Raw genomic sequence first — 22,064 nt, 5'->3', positions numbered from 1 at the left:
TCAATGTTGTGTAAATCGAGGTATCCAGCGTACCCTTGACATGCGACTTAGTCAACACTAGTGTGGACTGAAATCTGATTATTTCGCATCACCAGGTATCGAGATGACGCCGCGTAGGTGGTATCGGTTCGGCACGATTGACGGTGGCAAGGATCCATCGCCGTGTATCAGCGGGATCGATGACGTCATCGATCTCGAACGCCGACGCCGCGTTGTACCCTCTCCCATCGCGGACGTAGTCTTTCACGAGCCGGTCAAACTCGGCGTCACGCGCCACGGGATCGGCAATCGCTTCGAGCTCGCGCCTGAAGCCGAGCCGCACCGCGCCTTCCGGTCCCATCGCGCCGAATTCAGCTGTCGGCCATGCCACTATCGCGTCGGGAACGCGGAAGCCGCCACCTGCCATGGCTTGACCGCCGAGTCCCCAGGCCTTGCGGATGACGACGGTGCAAAGCGGCACGGACAGATTGGGGCCCGCAACAAGGAGGCGTCCGAAATGGCGCACTGCGGCGGTTTCTTCGGAGGCCGGCCCGACCATGAATCCGGGCGTATCGCAAAGCGACACGATAGGAAGTGAATACGTGTCGCAAAGCGCAAGAAACCGAGCCATTTTGTCAGCCGAATCGCTATCGATAGCGCCGCCAAGATGAAGTCCGTTGTTGGCGACGATGCCGATCGCTACCCCTTCGATCCGAACAAGGCAGGTGATGATGCCGCGCCCGAATCCTGCTCGCAATTCGAGCACGGCGTCGTCGTCAGAAAGGACCTGGATGACGCGCAATACATCGAACGGGCGCGAGCGTGCCTCGGGCACGATGGTTCGTAAATGTTGTTGCTCACCCGCCGTCCAATTCCGTTTCGCCGCATGAAAATACGACAGGTATTTTTTTGCACTAGCCGTCGCTTCAGCTTCGTCCGCAACGAGCACGTCGACCACGCCGTTCTCGAACTGCCGCGCCGCCGGCCCGATATCGCGCGATTCGACGCGGCCAAGGCCACCCCCTTCGATCATCGCGGGGCCGCCCATGCCGATGTTGGCATCCGCGGTTGCGATGACCAGATCGCATGCACCGACTAGCGCGGCATTGCCGGCAAAACAGCGACCGGACGCGATCGCGACTGTGGGCACGCGACCGTTGAGGCGACCGAGCGCCACAAAGGTGCCAAGATCCATGCCGGTCGCTTTGGCGGCATTGTCAATGTCACCCGGCCGGCCTCCACCGCCTTCGGCAAAGATGACCACAGGCGCATGACGACGGCGCGCCAACTCAAAGAGCCGTTCGGCCTTCTTGTGGCTCTGAACACCCTGCGTGCCGGCAAGCACCGAATAATCGTAGGCGAGGACGGCAATCTGCTGCCCGTTCACCGTTCCGAATCCGGCGACCAGACCGTCCGCCGGCGTATTGAGTTCGAGGTCTTCGACAGTGCGGCGCCTGCGCTGCGCCGCGATGACGAGCGCGCCGTACTCCACGAAGCTTCCCGGGTCGACGAGATCCGCCACGTTCTCGCGCGCGGTGCGCTTGTGACGGGCGTGCCGCGAAGCAACCGCTTCGGGCCGCGCCTCGTCGAGCGTGATCGAATGTCGCCGCAGATTCTCGGCCAGATCGGCCCGCGCCGCCGGCTCCCCCGGTGCGGCGTCGTGCTCGGCCTCCGCGCCCGAATAGCCCATGCTTGCGACCCGCTGGCCCGTTGTTATCTGCTGCCCGACGGCGACCAGCATCTCCTCGAGGCGGCCGGCGGCGGGAGCCACGACTTCGTGCTCCATCTTCATCGCTTCGACAACGACGATCGGCTGACCGCGCCGCAACGGCTCGCCGGGCCGCGCGAGCACCGCAATGACGGAACCCGCGACCTTGCTGACCAATGCAGTCGCCGACGCGGCCGGCAGATCGTCGATCAGCGTCGTCGTGATGTCTCCCGCGCGCACGCGAGGATCGGCAAGCAGCGATAGCAGACCATCGCGGTTAGTGGCCGGACCTTCGACGACGAGTTCACCAAGGGAATCAGCCAGCGCACAGATGCAGCGCGGGTAATCCGGCTCATGCACCATGACCTTCGCAAGCAACGGATCGAAGCCGCTGCCGACTGCGAGCCCGTCATACGCGCCGCTGTCGACGCGTCCCTTGCCGGGACTAACGAACCGTGCAATCGTGCCGGGAGTTGTCAGCGTTACTCGCGCTTCGACAGCCACACCGCTCGTCACGACATTGTCCTGGGTGATGCCCTCGTCGGCCAGCGACCGGCCACGCGCGATCGCGAATTGCAGCGCGACAATATCCAGTCCGGTAACGAGTTCAGTAATGCCGTGCTCAACCTGCAAGCGGGGATTCCCCTCGATGAAATAGTAGTGTGAGGGATTGTCAACGTCGATCAGAAATTCCATCGTCCCCGCTCCCCGGTATTGAACCGCGCGGGCAAGCTGGAGAGCGTGCTCCAGCAAGGCTTCCTCGATCTCGACCGGCAACCAGGGCGCAGGTGCGATCTCGATCACCTTTTGATGGCGGCTCTGGAGGCTGCAATCGCGCGTCCCGAGATGCACGACGGACGAGCCATCGCCGATCACCTGTACCTCGATGTGGCGGGAACGCGGGAGGTAGCGCTCGACATAGACATCGTCGCGCCCAAAGCCCCGTTCGGCTTCTGACCGGCACCTTGACAACGCAGCGGGCAAGTCGGTGGGGTCCGTGACGATACGCATTCCCCGGCCTCCACCGCCGGCCACCGCCTTTACGATAACCGGGGCCGCGAGCGATTGCATGAAACTCAGTGCCGATGCATCGTCGGCGAGTCCCGCCGTGGCAGGGAGAACGGGGACGTCCAGGCGTATCGCGAGCTCACGTGTCGAGGCTTTGTCACCGAACACGTCGAGTGTGTCCGGTGATGGGCCAATGAAAGTCACCCCAGCCTGTTCACAGGCGCGTGCGAATGCGGCACTTTCGCTCAGAAAACCGTAGCCCGGGTGTATAAAGCTGCAATTCGTGCGAACCGCCGCCGCAATGATTGAAGCAATATCCAGGTAGGCGGCGGTTCCGACGCCTGCCAGAGCTACTGCGATATCGGAGTCCCGCACATGTAGGGCATTCGCCTCCTCCGGAGTATGAATTCCGACAGTTTGCAATCCTACGGATTTAGCGGCGCGGACGATACGAACGGCCACTTCACCGCGGTTAGCGATCAGAACTCTACTCATGACACTCCCGCGCCGGGCATTTGCCTGCCTGGCTGATTTTTTTGAACCGCTTGATATCCACCACCCCGTACGGACCGTTCAATTCTGTTCCGTCGAATCGGCATCGCCACAGCCCACTTCGGCTGCGATCTGCTTGAGCAGGGTGGCCGCGCCGATTCGATCGATTTTGAGGCTCGCCGACAACGGGAACCGATTCGCATCGACCACCAGCAGCCGCGGCACTTTGTATGACGACAGTTCTTCCTGGCAATAGGTTCGAAGTGCCTGCATGTCCCAGCGGTCCCCTTCGTGCAGCACGATCAGAGCCACCACGCCTTTCGACTCATGTCCACCGCCTTCGCCGACGACGACTGCTTTTGAGATGGCAGGATGGCGCAGCAGTGTCGCCTCGACTTCTTCGGGTTGGACCGTCAGACCTTTTACCTTGATCAACGTCTTGCGGCGGCCGACGAAATGTAAATAGCCGGCGGGATCGACGAAGCCGATATCACCGGTATGAAAGAATCCGTCGTCGTCGATTCGCTCGACATGCGACCCGTCGGTGTAGCCTCGCATCAGGTTGTAGCCTCGGACACAGATTTCCCCCTCCACACCAACCCCGAGCGGCGAAGTTTCGTCCGGATTGCAGATCCGCAGATCGGAGCCGTCAAACGGCTTGCCGTGGGTCGATTGCCGTACATCGGCGGGTTCGCGCCAGTCGCCGCAGGTGAACGCCGTCGCGGTCTCAGTCATCCCATACATATTGATACCTTCATCGACAGCCAGGCTCAGCCTTCGATAGAGTTCAGGATCAACATGGAGGCCGCGCCGCATCCTGCTGAAATCGCCTGGCCGGAAGCCCTCCACGGCAGCGACCGGTTCCAGGCCGTCATGCCATACGTTGCGGCCTGTACATCGTCTGGAGCGGATCAAAGACAAGGCGCCGGCCGGATCGAACCGGGATTGCGTGACCAATTCGGCACCGCATGAAATCGCTCCGGTCAACGCATTGCAAAGCCCTCCGCTAAAGAACAACGGGAAGTAGGAAAAGATCCGGTCGTTTCCACCGAAACCCATCCGCCCGGCGATGGCGACACCGTTGAGCGCGACCGATGACTGCGGCAGTATCACCCCCTTCGGCGCTCCAGTACTGCCAGACGTATATAAGACGACCAGGTCGGCGTCCGTGTGCGCGGAAGTACCCGACTCAATCGACCATCTGCGATCATCGCAGCGAGAACCATGCGAAAGCAGTTCGGAAACCGGACTGGCAGCCCCCTGTCCCCTTGACCATTCATAGACCTGGAGCGCATCCAGCGATGGATCGTCTGCACAAGCCGCTTGCAAGGATTCGGCGATTGCGTGTCCAGGAAAGGCGTCCCTGGCAAGGACCAGGTCGACCCGGGCATCGCGCAAGATCCGTCTGAGTTCGGACGGCTTGGACCAGGTGCTTATTGGCACTGCCGTGATGCCGATGCGCGCGCATGCATAGAGCGAGATGACGAACTCGGCGCTATTAGGTAACACGAGGGCAACGCGAGCCGGGCGCTCGAGCCCGAGACCGAGAAAGGCGCGGGCCAATTCGTCACCACGCATGACACATTCCGAGTACGTTAGCACCGTGTCATCACAAGTGAGCAAAACCTTCGCCGAATGGCGCCAACGCAAAATCAGATCGGAATAGGAAGTCAAAGTAACTCCTTCGAAAGGCGCGAATCGTGAAATTACCCGGAGGTCCACTTGCCATGATGTTGTCCGCCTTGAGAACGCAGAGATAAGCGCGATCGAGAATCTGCGGAATGTTTTTGCGCGACACCGGACCCACCTGTCGTGGCCGAAGCCCACGCTTTCTGCCCCGGACGGACCGACACGCCAGAAAGGCGTGCACGAGAACCTACTTCAGTTCCCGAATGATGACTCGACCGCTGATCGTTCGAGGAAATGCCTGATGCACCCGAATCGAGTCGGGCACTCCGCGCCGACCGATCGCGTCACGGCACCATTGCTCGAAGGCCTGCTCGCTGAACCCGCTTGCTGGAATGACGTGGACGACCAGCGTGGCATCCAGCAACGCATCCTTTTCCGCACTGATGGCCACCTCTTCAATCAGCGGGCAACTCTGCATCATCAATTCGAGTTCATAGACCGACAGATTCTCCCCGCCACGGCGAATGATGTGCATGCGTCGTCCAACAAATGCAAAGCGCCCATTGGCGTCCTGCGTCATGTAATCGCCTGTGTGCAGCCAACCATCAGCGTCGATCGCTTCCGCAGTGGCCGCTTCGTTCTGATAGTAGCCGCGCATCAAGGTGCGGCCGCGCTCGCCGCGTACCCATAATTCGCCTTGTTCCCCCGGCTTGACGGGTTCCCCGTTCTCGCCTACGAGGCGCACCGCGTCAACGCCAAGAAAAGGCCTGCCGATAGTGCGCCTGTCATCGATTTCCCAAGGCGCACCACCCAATACGGCAGACACCGATTCGGTCTGGCCATAGACCTGGCGCATTTCGATCTGCGGGAACAACCGATCCCACGCACGCCAATCTGCGTCGCTCATGTTCATTCCGTATTGAATCAGACGGAGGCTTCCTGCATCGACAGGCGAGCCGCGCTCGAGCGCCTTGTGAAGCGCCATCCGCATTGGCGGAGCCACCATCGAACTCACCGTTGCACCCATCTGGCGAGCACTGTCGAAGTACAGGCTGGCACTGAAGCGTTCCACCACCGCGATCGTCCCGCCTGTCACGATGGCCGGCATGCAGCAGTACAACTGCGCATTGGTATGCGAAAAAGGCGAACAAAGATAGAAACAATCGCTTGCCCTATGCCCGCTGTTTCGCGCTAGTCGTTCGCCAGATGCAATGTAGTTGGCGTGCGTTAGTTCCACGAGCTTCGGCGCGCCAGATGTACCTGACGTCTGCAACATGCCGGCGACGGATTCGGCAAAAGCGCTGGGGGGCGTCTGTGGACCGGCCGAGCGCAGTCCATCGATCCCCGACATCGGCGACGCCAGCGAGAGGTCCTTAACAACGATCATTGTCGCGCTGACCGCCGATTGCACAAGAGCTTTCGACAGCACTTCGGCGTTGCCCGGGTTTGCGATGACTAGCACGGGTTGAGTCGCGCGGATCGCGGCGCAAAGGGGCAGCACGCCCGCATCCGGATCGACCGCCTGAACGACCGCGCCGTTCGACGCAATCGCCAGCCAGAGTACGATGGTGAGCGGCGAACCCGGCAGCGCCAGCACAACGGTGCGCTGGTCGCGGACGCCGATATGGGCCAAACGGCAGCGCATTTCCCAGACAAGCGAAGCGAGTTCGTCCCATGTAAATACCTGCATGTCCTCGGGACGTTCCTGATCCTTCAGATAACGAACCGCGTGACTACTCGGGCGCAGCGTCGCGCAATGTTGAACAAGATCCCAGAGTGTCCGACTGCCCATTACGTCCGATGAGTCGTTAAGACGCGTCGCGCCATTATCAGCCGTTGACAAACTCATATCTCACCTTTTCGATCTAGTTGTAGCCGCCGAACACCCGGGGGTCTCCACCTACCGGATGCTGGACAACAGGTCCTTAGACACGCCGCTTTTAGTCGCCGATTGGGTCATGTTGTCGACGCTAAGTATGCGTGCGAACGAGCCATATAGTCAACATTATCGTTGATTACTGTGAAAAATTTGGAAACACTGACGGAATGAGGGGCTCGAAGATGCCACCGGAAAATTATGCAAGTTGCAATTCTCATGAACGTCTTGTGTACCGCCTCGAAGCCCTCAAACCGGATACTCAGGTGTCCGAAATTGAGACGCCATGGAAAGTATGTTCGATGACCCACCGGATCTTGCCCAGACCGCAGTCGTGGGCCTCTCCCCGACGGGCGATCTGCATGGCGGTACCGGCAGCGTACGGCGGCTCGCGGTATTTGTCGTGGTCCTAGCGCGATCGGCCGCTTGAGGTTTCGCCGGCAGCACTTCGTGCAGCCGGTCCCATACCGCCTGCCTGTTACCAGTCGTGCAGCATGCAACTCATGCCGAGTCGCATCGTTTCGTGCGGAAGCATTTCCCTCGCGGTGTCGGACCGCAGCACGAACAGGACGCCTGTCAGCACGATGCGATCGTCAAGTGGCTAGCGGCCCCGGTACCTTGCCCGGCGCGATTTCTGCGAAGGCAGAAGCGGTCGGATCAGTGACCGCGATCGTCGTCCAGTATTGGTCAGCCATGACCTCCTCGTCAGAGACACCTCGGGCGTTCCATTCGTCCGACTGTCCGCATTTGCGCAGCCACCTCTTCTTTCAGAGAATTCGCCAGCTTTCTGTCGACGGAAAGTCGAGCGCGAACGGATCGCTGTGCTCGAAGTATGCGCGGGCGCGAAATCATCAATTTCGCGTGCACGATACACCGACGTCGATCAGTGACACAGACCGCTGTTGTTTCCCGCAACGGGCTTATCAGCGTCCACGCCAGATCGGCGCACGCTTCTCCGCAAATGCCTTCCGGCCCTCGACCCGATCCTCGCTGGTTGCGTATTGTTCGATGGGTTCGAACCGCGTCGAGAGTGCAACCTCGAGAGGCCAGTCCAGTCTTTGCAGCACTGCCGACTTCGCAGCCTGCACGGCGAGCGGGGAAGCGGCTGCGATTTTTTCTGCCCAACGCAATGCCGCTTCCGCTAACACTTGGGGTTCGACAACCTCGTTGACCAGACCGTAAGCAAGCGCATCCCTGGCAGGCAACCTGTCGCCGGTAAGGATCATCGCCATCGCAACTCGATATGGCAATTGGCGAATGGCACGATGCATGATGCCGGATTCACCGATGATACCGACCTTGGTTTCCGGCATCGAGAACACGGCCGTCGTAGCGGCGACGATCACGTCGGCGCACATCGCCAGCTCGAAGCCTCCGCCGAGCGCGTAGCCTTGTACCGCTGCGACCAATGGCTTGCGCAGGGTGACCAGCGGACCGCCCACACCGGTGAGGCCACCTCCAAGGGCCATGCGAGACGGACGCTCGGCTCCGCCACTGACATCGGCGCCGACGCAGAACGCGCGTTCTCCTTCCGCCGAAAGCACAGCCACCCAGATGTCAGGGTCGTTGTTAATCTCGTTCCAAGCCTCGTAAAGCCCCCTGTCCATTTCTTCGTTTATCGCGTTGAGCGACTTGGGGCGATTGAGCCGAACGTGTGCGATGTGCCCTTCGCGCGAGAAACCGATACTTTCCATGTTTTACTGCTCCTTTGAATCCGCCGACGGCGTAACAGTTAAGGGGGTGGTTCGGGGTACCCTGTAATGAGCAATAGCTTCCTTCAGACCGACCTCGCTGATCCACTGTTTCAGTTGCACAACGGCGGGCGTCATATGCAGCAATGCATCCATCTCCGACACAGCGGATGCGGCATCCCTGAATCCCATTGATTCGGCTGCCCGGTTGATAGAGAGCTTTTTGATCCGCAGGACTGCAGGTGCGATCTTTGCGATGCGCTCCGCGAGATCTTCGACCGACTGAATGAGCTGCCCGGCAGGCACCGCGTGGTTTGCCCAGCCCCATTCGACCGCAGTGCGGCCGTCAATGCTGTTGCCTGGCACGAACGCCAGTTCCTTGGCGCGCTTGGGACCGACCAGCGGTACCCATAGCGGAGCGATATATCCGCCGCCGATGGGAATGGTCGGTTCGCCGATACTCGCATCCTCCGCCACGATCGTCATGTCGGTGAATACGCACATTTGGGTAGCTCCCGCGACGCAATATCCGTGGACGGCCGCGATGATCGGTTTGGGATGGTCCCAGATGGCGAGATAGCGCTCGACATTGCGTCTAAGGCGCTCACGGTCCGCGACCGGATCAGCCGACGATGACAACTTCCCGACCTGCCCTAGATCGTATCCCGAAGAGAACCCGCGACCTTCCCCTCTAATCGCGATAACGGGTCCGCCGTTGTTGGTGAGCCACCGCAAAGCGTCGGAAAACTCATCCAGCAATTCGTTCGAGAGTGCATTAGCCTTGTCGGGGCGATTCAGAATCAGCCACGTCAATGGACCTTTGTGTTCAAGGCGGATGTGTTGGTACTGCGGGTTGGAGTCGGACTGCATCTCAGATGCCCTCAATTAAGGGAAAACGCGAATTCATGGAAGCCTCACATTTTGCGACGATGTACGTCAACATAGATGTTGACATTATCACCCCCGAATTGATGGTGTCAATAGCGATACCGCGATCACGGCGCAGTCCGAGGCGATAGCTCGTGAAAGTATTGACTCGCAGTCGACACAATCGAACAGCGTTGCTTCACCCCCTTCTTCGCACAAGGATTTTCAATGAAATGGCTAATTGGACATCGATGTCGAGCAGATGCAAACCCGATATTGCGAGGTGCTTCGCGTTTTGAAGGAATGAGCTTCACACGGCGACGCGCTGCGCCACTCCACCATCGCGCGTATGGCGCTCAACACAGGGAATCTTCATGAACGACAGCTTTCAGCTACCGCTCGACAAGCAGGGCATCTACGAGGTGCTTTCCCGGAACGGTCAGGACGCCCTTTTGTGCGTAGGGACACATACCCAATGCTCGCAGACGCGATGGACACTCGCCATCCCGACAACTTATCGCGACGTCATGGCGAGTGGCGTATCGACGAACGGACCGTCGTGTTCGACTCGCATCGGGTCGGGACGTGGTCGGCTAACGCGTCCCTGCCATCCGATGGCCTCTCACGCGGCGCTCAGCGCGCCCGTGATCCAGTCCATTCGCTGATCACCGAACCGGGGTGTTAATTCGATGACGGCCGTCGTCTGTAATCGTTACGGGCCGCCCGGAACACCTGAGCGTTCGGACCTCCCGGCGAGGAGACCTGGGGCCGGCGGACCGATCGTCGGCATGACCGGCGAAAAGCGCTCGGTCATCGCTACGCTGATCCGATAGCCCGGCTTCAGCCGGGTTGTCGCCTTGGGCGAGACTCATGAGGTCATGCAGTGCCTCGAAGTCATCGATATCTATCTCGGTGCGTCGCATGGCGCCTTGCAAGACCCGCAATCAATAGCAACAGCCACAAACAATACGTTACCGGAGGCACTATGAGTGCGCATGTTTGGACCGAAGTCACCCCGATCGGCGATTTGCTGGTTCGTGCAGCCAGCCGTCATCCCGACAGGGACGCGGTCGTATTTCCCGACGATCGCTACACCTATGCGGAAGTTCTCAGGCGAGCGATGCTGGTGGCGCGCGGGCTTCTGAGCCTCGGAGTTCGACCGCGCGACCACGTCGGCATCCTCTGCACCAACGGCATCGAGTTCATCGAAGGCTTGTTCGGAGTCGCCCTGGCCGGGGCCGTTGCTGCGCCGATCAACGCCAGATACAAAGTGAACGAACTCAAATACATCGCCTCGAACGCGGACCTGGTGGCTATCCTGACGACCGGCGACGCAGACGCTTACGTCGACTTTCCAGACGTATTTGTCCAGGCCTTTCCCGAACTGTCTTCGTCCGAGGCCTTGGGGCTCGATTTGGAATCCGCTCCCCGATTGCGCAACGTGATCCTGTTAAGCGGCAGTGAGCGGCCCGGGTTCATCAGCCGCGAGCGCCTCCTGGAGCTTGCCGCGCGCGTGTCGGAGGAAGACGTGCATGTTGCCCGCAGCCGCGTGCGCTTGCGCGATATCGGCCTCCTTCTGTACACGTCCGGGACGACAGCCAATCCGAAAGGCTGCCTGCTGAGTCATGAGGCCGTGACTCGCGGCCCCGTCGAGCGGGCGACGATACGCTTCGGCCTCAAGGTTGCGGACGTCACCTGGGGCGCCGGGCCGCTGTTCCACATCGGCTCGCTGTCGCCGTTCCTCGGCTCGATCGGCGCGGCCGGGACCTACGTCACCGATGCGTTCTTCGACGCGGGCCGTGCGCTCGATCTGTTGATCCGGGAAAAGCCGACAGTCATGTTCCCATGGTTCCCAGCCATCATGCAGGCGCTCATGAATCACGAGAAATGGGACCCTGCGAAGCTGTCGTCCGTTCGCTCCATTCTTCTGATCGGCCCGCGGCCTTTGTTGGATAAAGTGCAGGCGGCGCTTCCGCAGGTGGAACTGGTGGCCTCATGCGGCATGACCGAGACGGCGGGAATCTATGCCGTCAGTGATGTTTCGGAAACGGTCGAGCAACGAGCGACCGGTCACGGAAGGCCATGTTCAGGCATCGAGGCACGCATCGTTAGTCTTTCAGATGGAAGCGAGGTGACTGACAGCACGCCAGGCGAGATTCTCCTGCGCGGGTATTGCGTGATGGAAGGTTATTACCGCGATCCCGCCAATACCAGGAAAGCACTCGATGCCGAGGGCTGGCTGCACACCGGAGATCTTTACAGCCGTACTCCCGATGGTCGATTGATGTTCCATGATCGCATCAAGGACATGTTAAAAGTCGGCGGCGAGAACGTGGCTCCAGCTGAAATAGAAACATTCCTGTGCACCCATCCCTCCGTGGTCATGGCGTCGGTCGTGGGCATCGCGGACGCGCGGCTCGACGAGGTGCCTGTGGCGTTTGTCGAACTTGCCGCCGGCAACACCCTGGAAGCCGAATTTCTGATCTCGTTCTGCCGGGGTCAGCTCGCCAGCTTCAAGATTCCTCGCCGAATACATTTTGTTGATACCGGCACCTGGCCGATGTCAACGACGAAGATCGACAAGCGGCAGTTACGCGAACGGGCAGCAAAAATGCACGTTGAACACATCTCCTCAGAGCGGGGTCTGACGTGATCCCCGATTCAACGCTATCGATCCATGAGATTAGCGCTTTCGTCGATGCCGGGATCCCGCCGGACACGCCGCCGGGCGAGCACCTGGATCCTCTGACGGTCGAGTTCATAGAGTACGCGCTCAGGTCATCGGTCACGACTCTCGACACACAAGACGCAGAACAGCATGCGCAGCGGGCGCTGTCTCTCGGAGCCACAACCGCCCAGCTTCACGAGATTCTATTGCTGGTCTCCGCACTCGGAGTCCACAGCCTGATGGCCGGCTCGACGAAGCTGGCCCGACTCGGCTCTCCGGCCGGAAAGCCGATGACGCTGGCGCCACTGACAAACGAACAACAAGCGTTGCATCAAAAATATGTCGGCGAATCCAGCTACTGGCGCCGATTCGAGGAGGCTATTCCGGGATTTCTGGACTCGCTGCTCCGATTCTCTCCTGAAGGGTTCGAGGCGTTCTTCAATTTCTGCGCGCTGCCTTGGCATAAAGCAACCGTTCCGGCGTTGACCAAGGAATTGATATCCATCGCGGTGGATGCAACGCCATCGCACCGCTTTCTTCCTGGCGTTCGCATCCATGTTGGCAACGCGCTGACGCTGGGATGCGGGCGAACAGCCCTGCGCGAGGTACTCGCTATCGCGGCGCGCGCTCCTGTGCACAGCGGAGTTCGCTGAACCTTTAATACCTTGTATGACGGACGGATGCCCGACTTTGCGCTCCCAGTCAACTTACGTGTTGACAATAATTAACCACGGTGAGAGCATTAAAACAATTGCTGTTGTCTTTTATGAATTTCCATTGGTAAAAGATTAATTTCAACGCACGTCGAATCATCGTGATGAATCCCGGCTTCGCTGGCAGCGAAGTCAAGCACCAGGACAAAGCATGCATAACAACGGACTTCAATCGGCTACCGGTTCCGCCGGTAGTGCTAGTGGCGCGACTCCCTTTCACCAGGGTGCGATGACTTTGGAGGAAATCAAGGACGCCGTGGCGATCGCCAACGTACCGGCGCTGCTCATGGTTCTACATCAGTTCACGGGCGATGACCGATGGCTCGAAACCCCGTATCTGCCGACCCGCGGAAAAGGTCTTCTGGACCACGACAGTGGTGGCTTGCCGGAAGAGATACAGCTTCAAATCCGACATTCCGCCATCGATGTTATCTGGAAATTGCAGTCGGGTATCGCTCCGAAGATCGTTGCACCCTCTCCGGAGAAACTCATTCGCATGATGAGCGTCTACATGGGTGAGGAAGTCGATGCCATCTATGGTCAGATGCTATCTTCGGAATTCGCGCGGCGCGTTGGTGCGCCGGTTCCCGGCGAAGATAATACACATGTGGAGCCCCCCGAAGGCTTCAACGTGATCGTCATCGGCACGGGTGTAGCGGGCGTTGCGGCCGCTGAACGATTGGAGGCCATGGGAGTCTCCTATGTGATTCTGGAAAAACAGAAGGCAGCTGGCGGAAATTGGTGGCAAAACACATATCCTGGATGCGGTGTCGACACTCCTAGCCATCTCTATTCTTTCTCCTTCGCCCAGGTGGACTGGAAAAAGCACTTCGCACTGCGCGACGATGTGCAAAGCTATATTGCGGGTTCGCTGCGCAAGGTAGGTGCTGAGAATCGCGTTCGATTCGACACCGAGGCAGTGGCTGCAATCTACGATGAAGAAAAGAAAATCTGGCAAGTCCACGTCAAGAATCAGGCCGGTGTCTCTGAAACTCTCACGGCAAATGTTGTGCTGAGCGCGGTGGGCGTGCTCAATAGACCCACGCTTCCCAAGGTTGCAGGGCTGGAAAAGTTCCAGGGAACGATGTTCCATTCAGCTGAGTGGAACAATGCCATTGATCTGAAGGGCAAGCGGGTCGCTGTCGTCGGCACCGGCGCGAGTTCCATGCAAATCGTGTCTGCTATCGGAGATCGTGTCGGCCATCTCACAGTCTTTCAGCGCTCTCCCCAGTGGGTCGCTCCCTTCGACAAGTTTGGCTTGGCGATCCTCGATCCACTTCGAATGCTGATTCAATCCTGTCCGCTCTATCGTACGTGGTACTGGCTCAGGTTGTTCTGGCAATTTGGCGACAAGGTCATCGAGGCCCTCCGGAAAGACCCGCTTTGGCCACATCCTGAAAGGTCCGTCAACGCCCGGAATGATGCGCATCGCGATTACTTCACGAGGTATCTGAAGGAGGAACTGGACGGTCGACCGGATCTCTTCGACAAGTGTCTTCCCACCTACCCGCCCTTCGGCAAGCGAATCCTGCTCGACAACGGCTGGTTTCGAACACTGCGCAGGGACAACGTGACGCTGGTTACGGAGGCGGTCACCGAAGTGCGCGAACATTCACTCGTCAGCGCCTCCGGTGACGAGTACGCCGCTGACGTCGTGATCTGGGCAACCGGATTCGACGTGGCGCGCTTTGTTTCCTCGATGGACGTTCGCGGCATAGGCGGGGTCTCGCTGCGTACAGCGTGGAACGATGATGATCCGCGGGCTTATCTTGGCATTTCGGTTCCGGGATTCCCGAACTTTCTGATGCTGGGCGGTCCGCACAGCTTTCCCGGAAGCGGAAGCTTTATGTTTTTCATGGAAGTCCAGATGCGCTACATTAGCCGTCTCCTCAAGCAGATGTTCAAAAAGGGGATTGTGGCGGTGGACGCACGCGAAGACGCAAACAACAGGTACAACGAACTCGTCGATGAACTGCACGCAAAGACAGTGTGGACACATCCGGGCATGTCGACCTACTACAAGAACTCCAAGGGACGTGTCGTCTTCGTGATGCCATTCCTCAACGTCGAATATTGGGAAATGGTCAAGAACGTGAACCTGGAAGACTACACAGTACGCTAGACACGAGGCGGCGCGAATCTGCACGCCGCCCTGAATCGATCCACGTCCTCGAGGTCGCCATGCCGATGACAATCAGCGAGAAGATACTCGCACGCGCCACTGGGTTGACGAGTGCCGCGCCGGGACAGTACATCCGCGCGCGAGCCGACAGCATCATCGTTTGCGACCTCGGATGGTCGCTCGTCGGACCGCCTATTGAGAAGCTGCGGGCGAAGACAGTCGAATCCGAGCGCGTCGTCGTCGTTTTCGCCCACGCGGTGCCTGCGGTCAATCAGCAGTCGGCCGAAATGCACAGGCGTTGGCGAGCGTTTTGCCGCGATCAGGGGATATCGGCAATCACGGCATCAGCCACGTGATCTCGGCCGAGAAAGGATATGCGCGTCCCCGAACGTTTCAGGTGAGTGTCGATACACCCGCTAACACGTGCGGCGCAGTGGGCTGTTTCGCAACAGCGCTCGGCATGGACGTCATCTCGGACATGGTGACCGGCACCAACTGGTACTGCCCGCCGAGCGTGAGGGTACACATCAAGAAAAATGCCACGCGGTGTCCTGATCAGAGATGTCGCGCAGATCATCATGAGCGACATCGGCGAAGACGTGGCCCTAGGCCGCGTCATTGAGCTCGTCGGCCCATCCGTCGAGCAGCTTTCGATCTCAGGCCGCATGACGCTTTGCAATTGGACGCGCAAGGTCCAGGCCGTCACGGGAATCTTGAATCCGGACGAGAAGACACTCACGTATGTGAGCTCACGCACCACGGAGCCACTGGATCCGTTATTTAGCGATGCGGAGGCGGCCCACGAGGCCGAGCGCGATTACGACGTGTCGACCTTGGAGCCAGTGGTGGCGGCCCCGCCAGATCCACTGAACGTCGTTTCGTTGCCGTCTTTGGCCGGACTTCGCATCGACCAGGCCTTCGTCGGATCGTGTGCCGGGGCAGTCTGGAGGACATCCGCGTCGCAGCCGAGGCATTGCGGAGGCGGTTCGTCCACCAACGCGTCCGGATGATCGTCACGCCCGGATCGCAGGCGACGTTGGCTGCCGCCGCCGAGGAAGGTTTGCTGTCGATATTGACCGGGGCTGGAGTTACGGTAACAACCGCGACATGCGGCAGTTGCTTCGGGGGCCAGGGCGTTCTCGCGGACAACGAGGTGTGTGTCTCGACTTCGACGGAAAATTTCGGCGGTCGCATGGGAAGCGCCAGCGCGCAGATCTATCTGGCCAGCCCGCTGGTCGTCGCAGAAGCGGCCGTCGCCGGGCAGTTCGTGAATGTCCACTGACCGGCTTCATTGGCCCGACAAAAGGAATAGTCATGACGGGAATGATACGGCGAGGTAAAGCCTGGAAGTGTGGCGACAGGATCGGCATCGAGTCGATCTCCCCTTTGCGCTTCATGCTCGATCCCCCAGAGCGGGCCTGGCGCTGCCTCGAGTCGGTCGATCCTCTTTTCGGGCCCAATGTCAAACCAGGTGACATTCTGTTTGCCGGCAAAACTTCGGACATGAGCCCGGCCACGACCACGCGGTTCTGGCCATCAAGGAGACAGGTGTCGGCGGCGTGATAGCACACTCGTTCGCACCGCAATTCTTCCGCCATGCGATAGGCCATGGGCTATTGATTGCAGAATACGAGCAAGCGGGCTCTACCGCCTCCACAGGAGAGCTGGTCTCCGTGGATTTCGCCACCGGCAGATTTACGAACGACACACGACGGATGTCGGCAACGGCAGTCGTACCGCAAGGCCCGGCGTACGGCATCCTCGTTTGCGGTGGGCTTCTTCCCTATCTCCAGCGGGAACTTCATGGCAGTTGATCCTCGAGGCGGGAAGGCGCCAGCAGATGCAAGCGTCACCCCGATACACGGCACACGCCGCTTACGCGTCGCCGTCCTGAACGACTATCAGGTAGCCGCGCAAGGTGCTGCCGACTGGGACGAGGTTCGATCACGAGCGGACGTGACCTTCATTCACGAAGCTATACTCGACCCCGATGACATTCGCGGCAAGCTGGTGGATTTCAATATCCTGTGCGTGATGCGCGTGCGCCTGTCGGCCACGCGCGAGACGTTCAAGCTGCTTCCAAATCTAAAGTGCGTTGTGACGACCGGGGCCGCCAATCGAGCCACCGATCTACAGGCGGCATGCGACCACGGAGTGGTCATTTCGGGCACCACGAACGGTAATGGCCGCCTCGCCACCGCGGAATTGACCTGGGCGCTCGTCCTTGCGCTGGCCCAGCGCATTCCCCAGGACGACCGGGCGATGCGGGCCGGCCGCTGGCAGACATCCGTGGGTTCGACCCTGTATGGGTCGCACCCTCGTCATCGTCGGTCTTGGCGGAGTGGGTCGCCATGTTGCACGCTACGGTAGAGCGTTCTGCATGAACGTTTTGGCGACCAGCCGTAATCTGACGCGCGAGGCTGCACTGGAGAGTAGCGCCGAACGCGTCGATCTTTCAGAGCTTCTCGAACGCAGCGATGTCGTGACTGCATACCGTGTTGAGCAACGAGTCGACCGGGATGATCGGTCGTGAGCAGTTGCAGCGAATGTCGCCCTCCTCTTTCCTCGCTAACACCTCCCGTGGACAACGCGTCGACGAAACGGCACTCGTCGAGGCATTGACGAGCGGGCGGATCGCGGGAGCTGCGGTGCACGTTTTTTGCAGTGAACCGCTGCCGGCCGGGCATCCCTTCTTCGACCTGCCCAACGTCGTTCCGACTCCTCACATTGGATACGTAAGCACGGACGTGTACACGGAATTCTTCGCGGAGACAATCCGGAACGTGCTCGCCTATCTCGATGGCAACCCTATCCGGGTTCTTCTCCCGGCCACCAATACTGGAGTGGTACAGACCGAGAGCCGCCGCAACGAGCATGGCTGAGAGTCCGCTAGCGCTGAGTCGGCGTTGACCGCCTTATCGACGACCGGTGAATCGAGGGGGACGCTTGTGCTTGAAAGCGCCTGCAGCCTCGGCGAAGCAGGGCGCAACCGTCTGGCTGGACCGGGCCTGCGAATGCCGGCCAAACCGCAAGGCGGTCTTCAACCGGGGCATGATTCGCAACGTTGCCGAAAGCCTCGCGGACGTAAAACGCCAAAGCGTGTCTTTGCCTGGAAGGACAAACCGTAACCAGCACACTGAACTGCGACTACAGGGTTAGTACTTATTTGCATACGTATGCAACGACCCGACAGTGTTCGCATCTATCGACGGCTAACCCACTTCCCGGATGACGAACACTATGGTCAAGTACATCAAGCGAGGCCGCACGGCAGCAGGCAAATCGGACAGCGACGCCAAGGTGCGCGCCATCGTCGAGAGCATCATTCAGCACATCGAGGAAAAGGGCGACGAGGCGGTTCGTGAATACAGCCGCAAGTTTGATAACTGGGATCCGGGCGACTTCCGGCTATCGCGCCCGGAAATCGAGACTGCGCGCAAACAGCTTTCAGCGCGCGAGATCGAAGACATCGCTTTCGCGCAAACCCAGGTGCGCAACTTCGCACGGATCCAACGCGATTCAATGCGCGACGTGGAAACCGAGACCCTTCCCGGCGTCGTGCTGGGCCATAAGCACATCCCCATGAACGCGGTGGGCTGCTACATTCCTGGCGGCAAGTATCCGTTGCTTGCGTCCGCTCATATGAGCGTATTGACGGCCAAGGTCGCGGGCGTAGCCCGGGTTGTGTCTACCGCGCCGCCCTATCAGGGCAAGCCGCATCCGGCGATCGTAACGGCCATGGACATGGCGGGAGCCGACGAAATCCTCGTACTCGGCGGCATCCAGGCCGTGGTCGCGATGGCGGTGGGAACGCCCACCGTGGCGCCCGTCGACATGCTCGTGGGCCCAGGCAACATGTTCGTGGCAGAGGCCAAGCGGCAACTGTACGGAAGGGTTGGCATCGACCTTTTCGCAGGTCCCACGGAGACACTTGTTATTGCGGACGAAAGTGTTGACGGTGAACTCTGCGCCGTCGATCTGCTCGGTCAGGCCGAGCACGGCGCTACGTCGCCGTCCATTTTGCTGACCAACAGCGAAAAGCTTGCTCGTGATACGCTCGCGGAAATCGAACGCCAGTTGAAGATCTTGCCGACCGCCTCGATTGCCGCGCAAAGCTGGGCTGATTGTGGCGAAGTGATCGTGTGCGACACGTACGAAGAGATGCTGCAAGTGGCCGACGATATTGCTTCGGAGCATGTCCAGGTCATGACGGAAGACCCAGACTTCTTCTTGAACAACATGACGAACTACGGTGCGCTGTTCCTCGGCCCGCGCACCAACGTAAGCTTCGGTGACAAGGTCATTGGCACCAATCACACGCTCCCAACCAACCGCAGCGCGCGCTATACCGGTGGACTCTGGGTCGGAAAGTTTTTAAAGACCTGTACCTATCAGCGCGTAACGACCAACGAAGCCAGTGCCATTATCGGCGAATATTGTTCTCGCCTCTGTCACATGGAAAACTTTGCCGGGCATGGGGAACAGGCAAACATCCGCGTGCGCCGATATGGCAACCGGCCAGACCTCCCTTGGTACCGGCCGGTGGAGGCGCAGTCGTGATCGTGCCGTCGGCAGGACCCGATTTCGGGCTCGCCAGCCGGCGCGCGCTGGTTACGGGCGGAAGTAGCGGAATCGGACTTGCGGCGGCCGCTGCACTCGGCCGTGCTGGCGCACACGTGACGGTAGCTGCGCGGCGACGGGCAGAGCTTGAAGTAGCATGCGAAGCACTGCGGGCGACAGGCGTCGCGTGCGAAGCGCTCGTGCTCGATGTCACCGATTCGGCGTCCGTGGATCGGGAGGTGAACTCCCGGGTGCCGTTCGACATTCTTGTCAACAGTGCCGGCATGAATCGGCCGAAGCCGCTGACCGACTTGACCGACGACGATATCGACGCCGTGCTTCGGCTCAACGTGAAGGCTGCTTTCTATCTCGCCCGCGCAGTATCGCGGCGACTGGTCGACGCCAACCTCGGCGGATCGATCATTAACATCTCCTCTCAAATGGGACACGTCGGCAGCGCGCGCCGCTCACTTTATTGCGCGAGCAAACATGCGGTCGAAGGTATGACGAAAGCGCTCGCATGGGAACTTGGAGCGGCGCGGATTCGAGTCAACAGTCTTTGCCCGACATTCATCGAGACCCCAATGACGGCACCGATGTTTGTTCAACCAGGGTTTCGCGAATGGGTTTGCGAGCGCATTGCGCTGGGGCGCGTGGGTGAAATGCACGAGATCATGGGGCCGGTTGTCTTTCTCGCCAGTGATGCATCGAGCCTGATGACAGGCAGCGCGCTGATGCTCGATGGGGGATGGACGGCAGCATGAAAACTGCAGCCCGCTCTCAGGACGTAGCGGACCTGGCCAAGGTATCGCAGTCTGCGGTTAGCCGCACTTTTACACCAGGAGCCAGTGTCTCGGAGGAAACGCGTCGCAAAGTTCTGGCGGCCGCAAAGAAACTTGGCTATCGCCCTAACGCCTTGGCGCGCAGCCTGATCACGCGCCGAAGTCACATTGTCGCGTTGGTGATGAGCTATCTCGAGAATCAATTTTATCCGCTGGCACTTGAGAAAATGTCGCAGAAGTTCCAGAAAGAGGGATATCACGTTCTTATGTTCATCGCCGAAATGGATGAAGACGCGGACGCGATTCTGGCCGAAATTCTGGAGTATCAGGTAGACGGTATAGTCATGGCGTCGGCGAATTTGTCGCCGAGGCTGGCGCGAACGTGTGCGGATCTCGGCGTGCCGGTCGTGCAATTCAATCGTGTGTCGGACCCACGGCGTCGCAGTCAGAACACGCTTAGCTCGATCACATCAGACAACTATAGCGGCGGCCAGATGGCGGCCAATTTGCTCGTCGATCGCGGGTATCGGCGGATCGCATTTCTGGCCGGCCTCGATAATTCGTCGACCAGTCTGGAGCGCGAACGTGGATTCACCGATGCGCTGGCGGCTCGCAACGTGCCGCTCGCGCGCCGCGAAGCAGGTCACTACGACTTCAAACTTGCGAGCGAGGCAACGCGCCGCCTGTTCACAGCCGGCCGCGCGCCGGATGCCTTGTTCGTCGCGAACGATCATATGGCTATCGCCGCGCTGGATGTTCTTCGTAGTGAGTTAGGACTGCACTCACCTGGTCACGTCGGCGTCATAGGTTTCGACGACGTACCGCAAGCGGCGTGGGGCGCATACCAGTTGACGACTGTGCGCCAGGATCTTGAACAGATGATCGGCTCAACCGTCGCGTTGGTTTGCGAGCAGGTGACGGGCGAGGTGCGCCCCACCAACATAGTCATACCGTGCGCGCTGATTGAACGCGCCACCGTACGATCCGCCGATTGAAACGGTGGCAGATCTTCGACGCGCTTGCGCGGACAATATTCACATCTCAACCGAGGAAGTACGCGTCGACCAACAGCGCCGGGGCACCCTGTCGAGCACGTTCCAGGGTAGCAGTTCGTCGTTCCGACAATCGTCACCGCGTTCAGAGTAATGCATACCGCAGCCAGCATGCGGAGCGTTACCGACCTTCCTTATGGTTGTTTGGCATCTTGCATGCCGTCGAAAAAAATCTTGCAGAAAGCTGAAGCAACATGCCGAGCTGTTTGCTTGCCGCCCGGCTTGAACCATCGATGAGTCCAGTTGAACATGCCAAATATTGCATTTGCGGCGAGCCTCACAGGAATATCGTCCCGAAAAATCCCTTGCGTAACGCCTTGATCCAGGAGAGTGGAGACAGCGCTTTCAAAACGCCTGGTCTGTCGAACCATTTGCTTTGCCCACGGCGTGCGCTCGCCTTCGACTTCGAACATCTCTTCCTGTATGTAGACATACACGTGTGGATAGTTCTCCTCGTAGGAAGTCATCAAGCGCTCGATCAGTCGCTCGAGCTTCTCCCGCGGACCCATCGTGGTAACGCGCAGCAGGCGCTCTGCTTCAATGACATTCTCATCCAGAATTCCTTTGACCGCCTCGTGAAACAGTTCTTCCTTGCTACCAACGTAGTAATACACCGTAGCGCGGTCAAGGCCTGCGCGCTTTGCGATATCGCTAAGCGTTGTGGACTTGTAGCCTTTTTCCTTGAATAATTTTACTGCGGCCTGGACTATTTCATCACGCTTGAGTTTGTAATCGGCGCTACCCTCAGTAAGAGCCGTCCTGCGCCTGCGCGAAATATTGCTACCTTCTTCCATAACCCTTGACTTTAAATATGCTGCATTTCGGGGGACCCTGACGACGGGCAACCGTGGACAAACCAGCTTTAAGAGCTTGAATAGAATGATGCCTGGGGACTGTCCATCGTTGTGCAGGGTCGA

17 protein-coding genes and 2 pseudogenes are annotated in these 22,064 nt (G+C 59.5%); 11 read left to right on the top strand and 8 right to left on the bottom strand.

Translation table 11 applies throughout. From position 1 onward, the window contains the following. Window positions 1-88: 88 nt before the first annotated feature. The 6 genes and pseudogenes from BXE_RS38280 to BXE_RS38260 all read right to left on the bottom strand — a co-directional run bounded on the left by BXE_RS38280 (window position 89) and on the right by BXE_RS38260 (window position 9,253). Window positions 89-3,190, bottom strand: coding sequence for a carboxyl transferase domain-containing protein (locus tag BXE_RS38280; protein WP_011493501.1), 3,102 nt, complete (start codon window positions 3,188-3,190; stop codon window positions 89-91). A gap of 78 nt (window positions 3,191-3,268) precedes the next feature. After that, the gene (locus BXE_RS44940) at window positions 3,269-4,861 is read right to left on the bottom strand and encodes a class I adenylate-forming enzyme family protein (protein ID WP_158340966.1); all 1,593 of its coding nucleotides are present in this window, start codon (window positions 4,859-4,861) and stop codon (window positions 3,269-3,271) included. Window positions 4,862-5,063: 202 nt separating this feature from the next. Further along, the gene (locus tag BXE_RS38270) at window positions 5,064-6,665 is read right to left on the bottom strand and encodes a class I adenylate-forming enzyme family protein (protein ID WP_011493499.1); all 1,602 of its coding nucleotides are present in this window, start codon (window positions 6,663-6,665) and stop codon (window positions 5,064-5,066) included. A 206-nt stretch (window positions 6,666-6,871) separates the two neighbouring features. Continuing rightward, window positions 6,872-7,383, bottom strand: a pseudogene (locus BXE_RS46930) (transposase); the annotation flags it as partial. A gap of 232 nt (window positions 7,384-7,615) precedes the next feature. Continuing rightward, window positions 7,616-8,386 carry an enoyl-CoA hydratase-related protein gene (locus BXE_RS38265; RefSeq protein ID WP_011493498.1) on the bottom strand — a complete coding sequence of 257 codons (771 nt, stop codon included), beginning with the start codon at window positions 8,384-8,386 and terminating at the stop codon, window positions 7,616-7,618. A 3-nt stretch (window positions 8,387-8,389) separates the two neighbouring features. After that, window positions 8,390-9,253, bottom strand: coding sequence for an enoyl-CoA hydratase-related protein (locus BXE_RS38260; protein ID WP_011493497.1), 864 nt, complete (start codon window positions 9,251-9,253; stop codon window positions 8,390-8,392). A 982-nt stretch (window positions 9,254-10,235) separates the two neighbouring features. Here BXE_RS38260 and BXE_RS38255 point away from each other — a divergent pair. The 3 genes from BXE_RS38255 to BXE_RS38245 all read left to right on the top strand — a co-directional run bounded on the left by BXE_RS38255 (window position 10,236) and on the right by BXE_RS38245 (window position 14,753). Then, window positions 10,236-11,903, top strand: coding sequence for a class I adenylate-forming enzyme family protein (locus tag BXE_RS38255; RefSeq protein ID WP_011493494.1), 1,668 nt, complete (start codon window positions 10,236-10,238; stop codon window positions 11,901-11,903). Continuing rightward, window positions 11,900-12,571 carry a carboxymuconolactone decarboxylase family protein gene (locus tag BXE_RS38250; protein WP_011493493.1) on the top strand — a complete coding sequence of 224 codons (672 nt, stop codon included), beginning with the start codon at window positions 11,900-11,902 and terminating at the stop codon, window positions 12,569-12,571. The genes BXE_RS38255 and BXE_RS38250 overlap by 4 nt, the downstream gene beginning before the upstream one ends. 211 nt (window positions 12,572-12,782) lie before the next feature. Then, window positions 12,783-14,753 (top strand): flavin-containing monooxygenase, encoded by a 1,971-nt coding sequence (locus tag BXE_RS38245; protein ID WP_011493492.1) that lies wholly within the window; start codon window positions 12,783-12,785, stop codon window positions 14,751-14,753. A 393-nt stretch (window positions 14,754-15,146) separates the two neighbouring features. On the opposite strand, the gene BXE_RS46785 is transcribed toward BXE_RS38245, so the two are convergent. Continuing rightward, window positions 15,147-15,296, bottom strand: a complete 150-nt coding sequence (locus BXE_RS46785; RefSeq protein WP_158340967.1) for a hypothetical protein — start codon at window positions 15,294-15,296, stop codon at window positions 15,147-15,149. A 35-nt stretch (window positions 15,297-15,331) separates the two neighbouring features. On the opposite strand from BXE_RS46785, the gene BXE_RS47985 reads away from it, so the two are divergent. The 8 genes and pseudogenes from BXE_RS47985 to BXE_RS38210 all read left to right on the top strand — a co-directional run bounded on the left by BXE_RS47985 (window position 15,332) and on the right by BXE_RS38210 (window position 21,090). Beyond that, entirely contained in the window at window positions 15,332-15,763 is a 432-nt protein-coding gene (locus tag BXE_RS47985) for an aconitase family protein (RefSeq protein ID WP_267886384.1), read from the top strand. Beyond that, complete coding sequence (locus tag BXE_RS47980) at window positions 15,682-16,035, top strand: aconitase family protein (RefSeq protein ID WP_267886385.1); 354 nt, start codon at window positions 15,682-15,684, stop codon at window positions 16,033-16,035. Before BXE_RS47985 ends, BXE_RS47980 begins: the two co-directional genes overlap by 82 nt. Before the next feature lie 32 nt (window positions 16,036-16,067). After that, window positions 16,068-16,316 (top strand): hypothetical protein, encoded by a 249-nt coding sequence (locus BXE_RS44935; RefSeq protein ID WP_049782387.1) that lies wholly within the window; start codon window positions 16,068-16,070, stop codon window positions 16,314-16,316. A 240-nt stretch (window positions 16,317-16,556) separates the two neighbouring features. Then, window positions 16,557-17,123, top strand: coding sequence for a hypothetical protein (locus BXE_RS46165; protein ID WP_148223092.1), 567 nt, complete (start codon window positions 16,557-16,559; stop codon window positions 17,121-17,123). Further along, a pseudogene (locus tag BXE_RS47530) lies at window positions 17,059-17,635 on the top strand (NAD(P)-dependent oxidoreductase). The gene BXE_RS46165 and the pseudogene BXE_RS47530 overlap by 65 nt, the downstream one beginning before the upstream one ends. Before the next feature lie 358 nt (window positions 17,636-17,993). After that, window positions 17,994-19,313, top strand: a complete 1,320-nt coding sequence (gene hisD, locus BXE_RS38220) for a histidinol dehydrogenase (protein ID WP_040123562.1) — start codon at window positions 17,994-17,996, stop codon at window positions 19,311-19,313. Beyond that, window positions 19,310-20,077 carry an SDR family NAD(P)-dependent oxidoreductase gene (locus BXE_RS38215; protein ID WP_011493490.1) on the top strand — a complete coding sequence of 256 codons (768 nt, stop codon included), beginning with the start codon at window positions 19,310-19,312 and terminating at the stop codon, window positions 20,075-20,077. Before hisD ends, BXE_RS38215 begins: the two co-directional genes overlap by 4 nt. Continuing rightward, window positions 20,074-21,090: a LacI family DNA-binding transcriptional regulator gene (locus BXE_RS38210; RefSeq protein ID WP_011493489.1), complete on the top strand. Its 1,017-nt coding sequence runs from the start codon at window positions 20,074-20,076 to the stop codon at window positions 21,088-21,090. The genes BXE_RS38215 and BXE_RS38210 overlap by 4 nt, the downstream gene beginning before the upstream one ends. 191 nt (window positions 21,091-21,281) lie before the next feature. Here BXE_RS38210 and BXE_RS38205 read toward each other — a convergent pair whose 3' ends face one another. After that, window positions 21,282-21,941, bottom strand: coding sequence for a TetR/AcrR family transcriptional regulator (locus tag BXE_RS38205; RefSeq protein WP_011493488.1), 660 nt, complete (start codon window positions 21,939-21,941; stop codon window positions 21,282-21,284). Between the last annotated feature and the right edge of the window lie 123 nt (window positions 21,942-22,064).

Source organism: Paraburkholderia xenovorans LB400 (assembly GCF_000013645.1).
In the GTDB taxonomy this organism is placed as follows: domain Bacteria; phylum Pseudomonadota; class Gammaproteobacteria; order Burkholderiales; family Burkholderiaceae; genus Paraburkholderia; species Paraburkholderia xenovorans.
The sequence above is the reverse complement of the archived record's forward strand: the minus strand, read 5'-3'. Positions and strand labels throughout refer to the sequence as shown.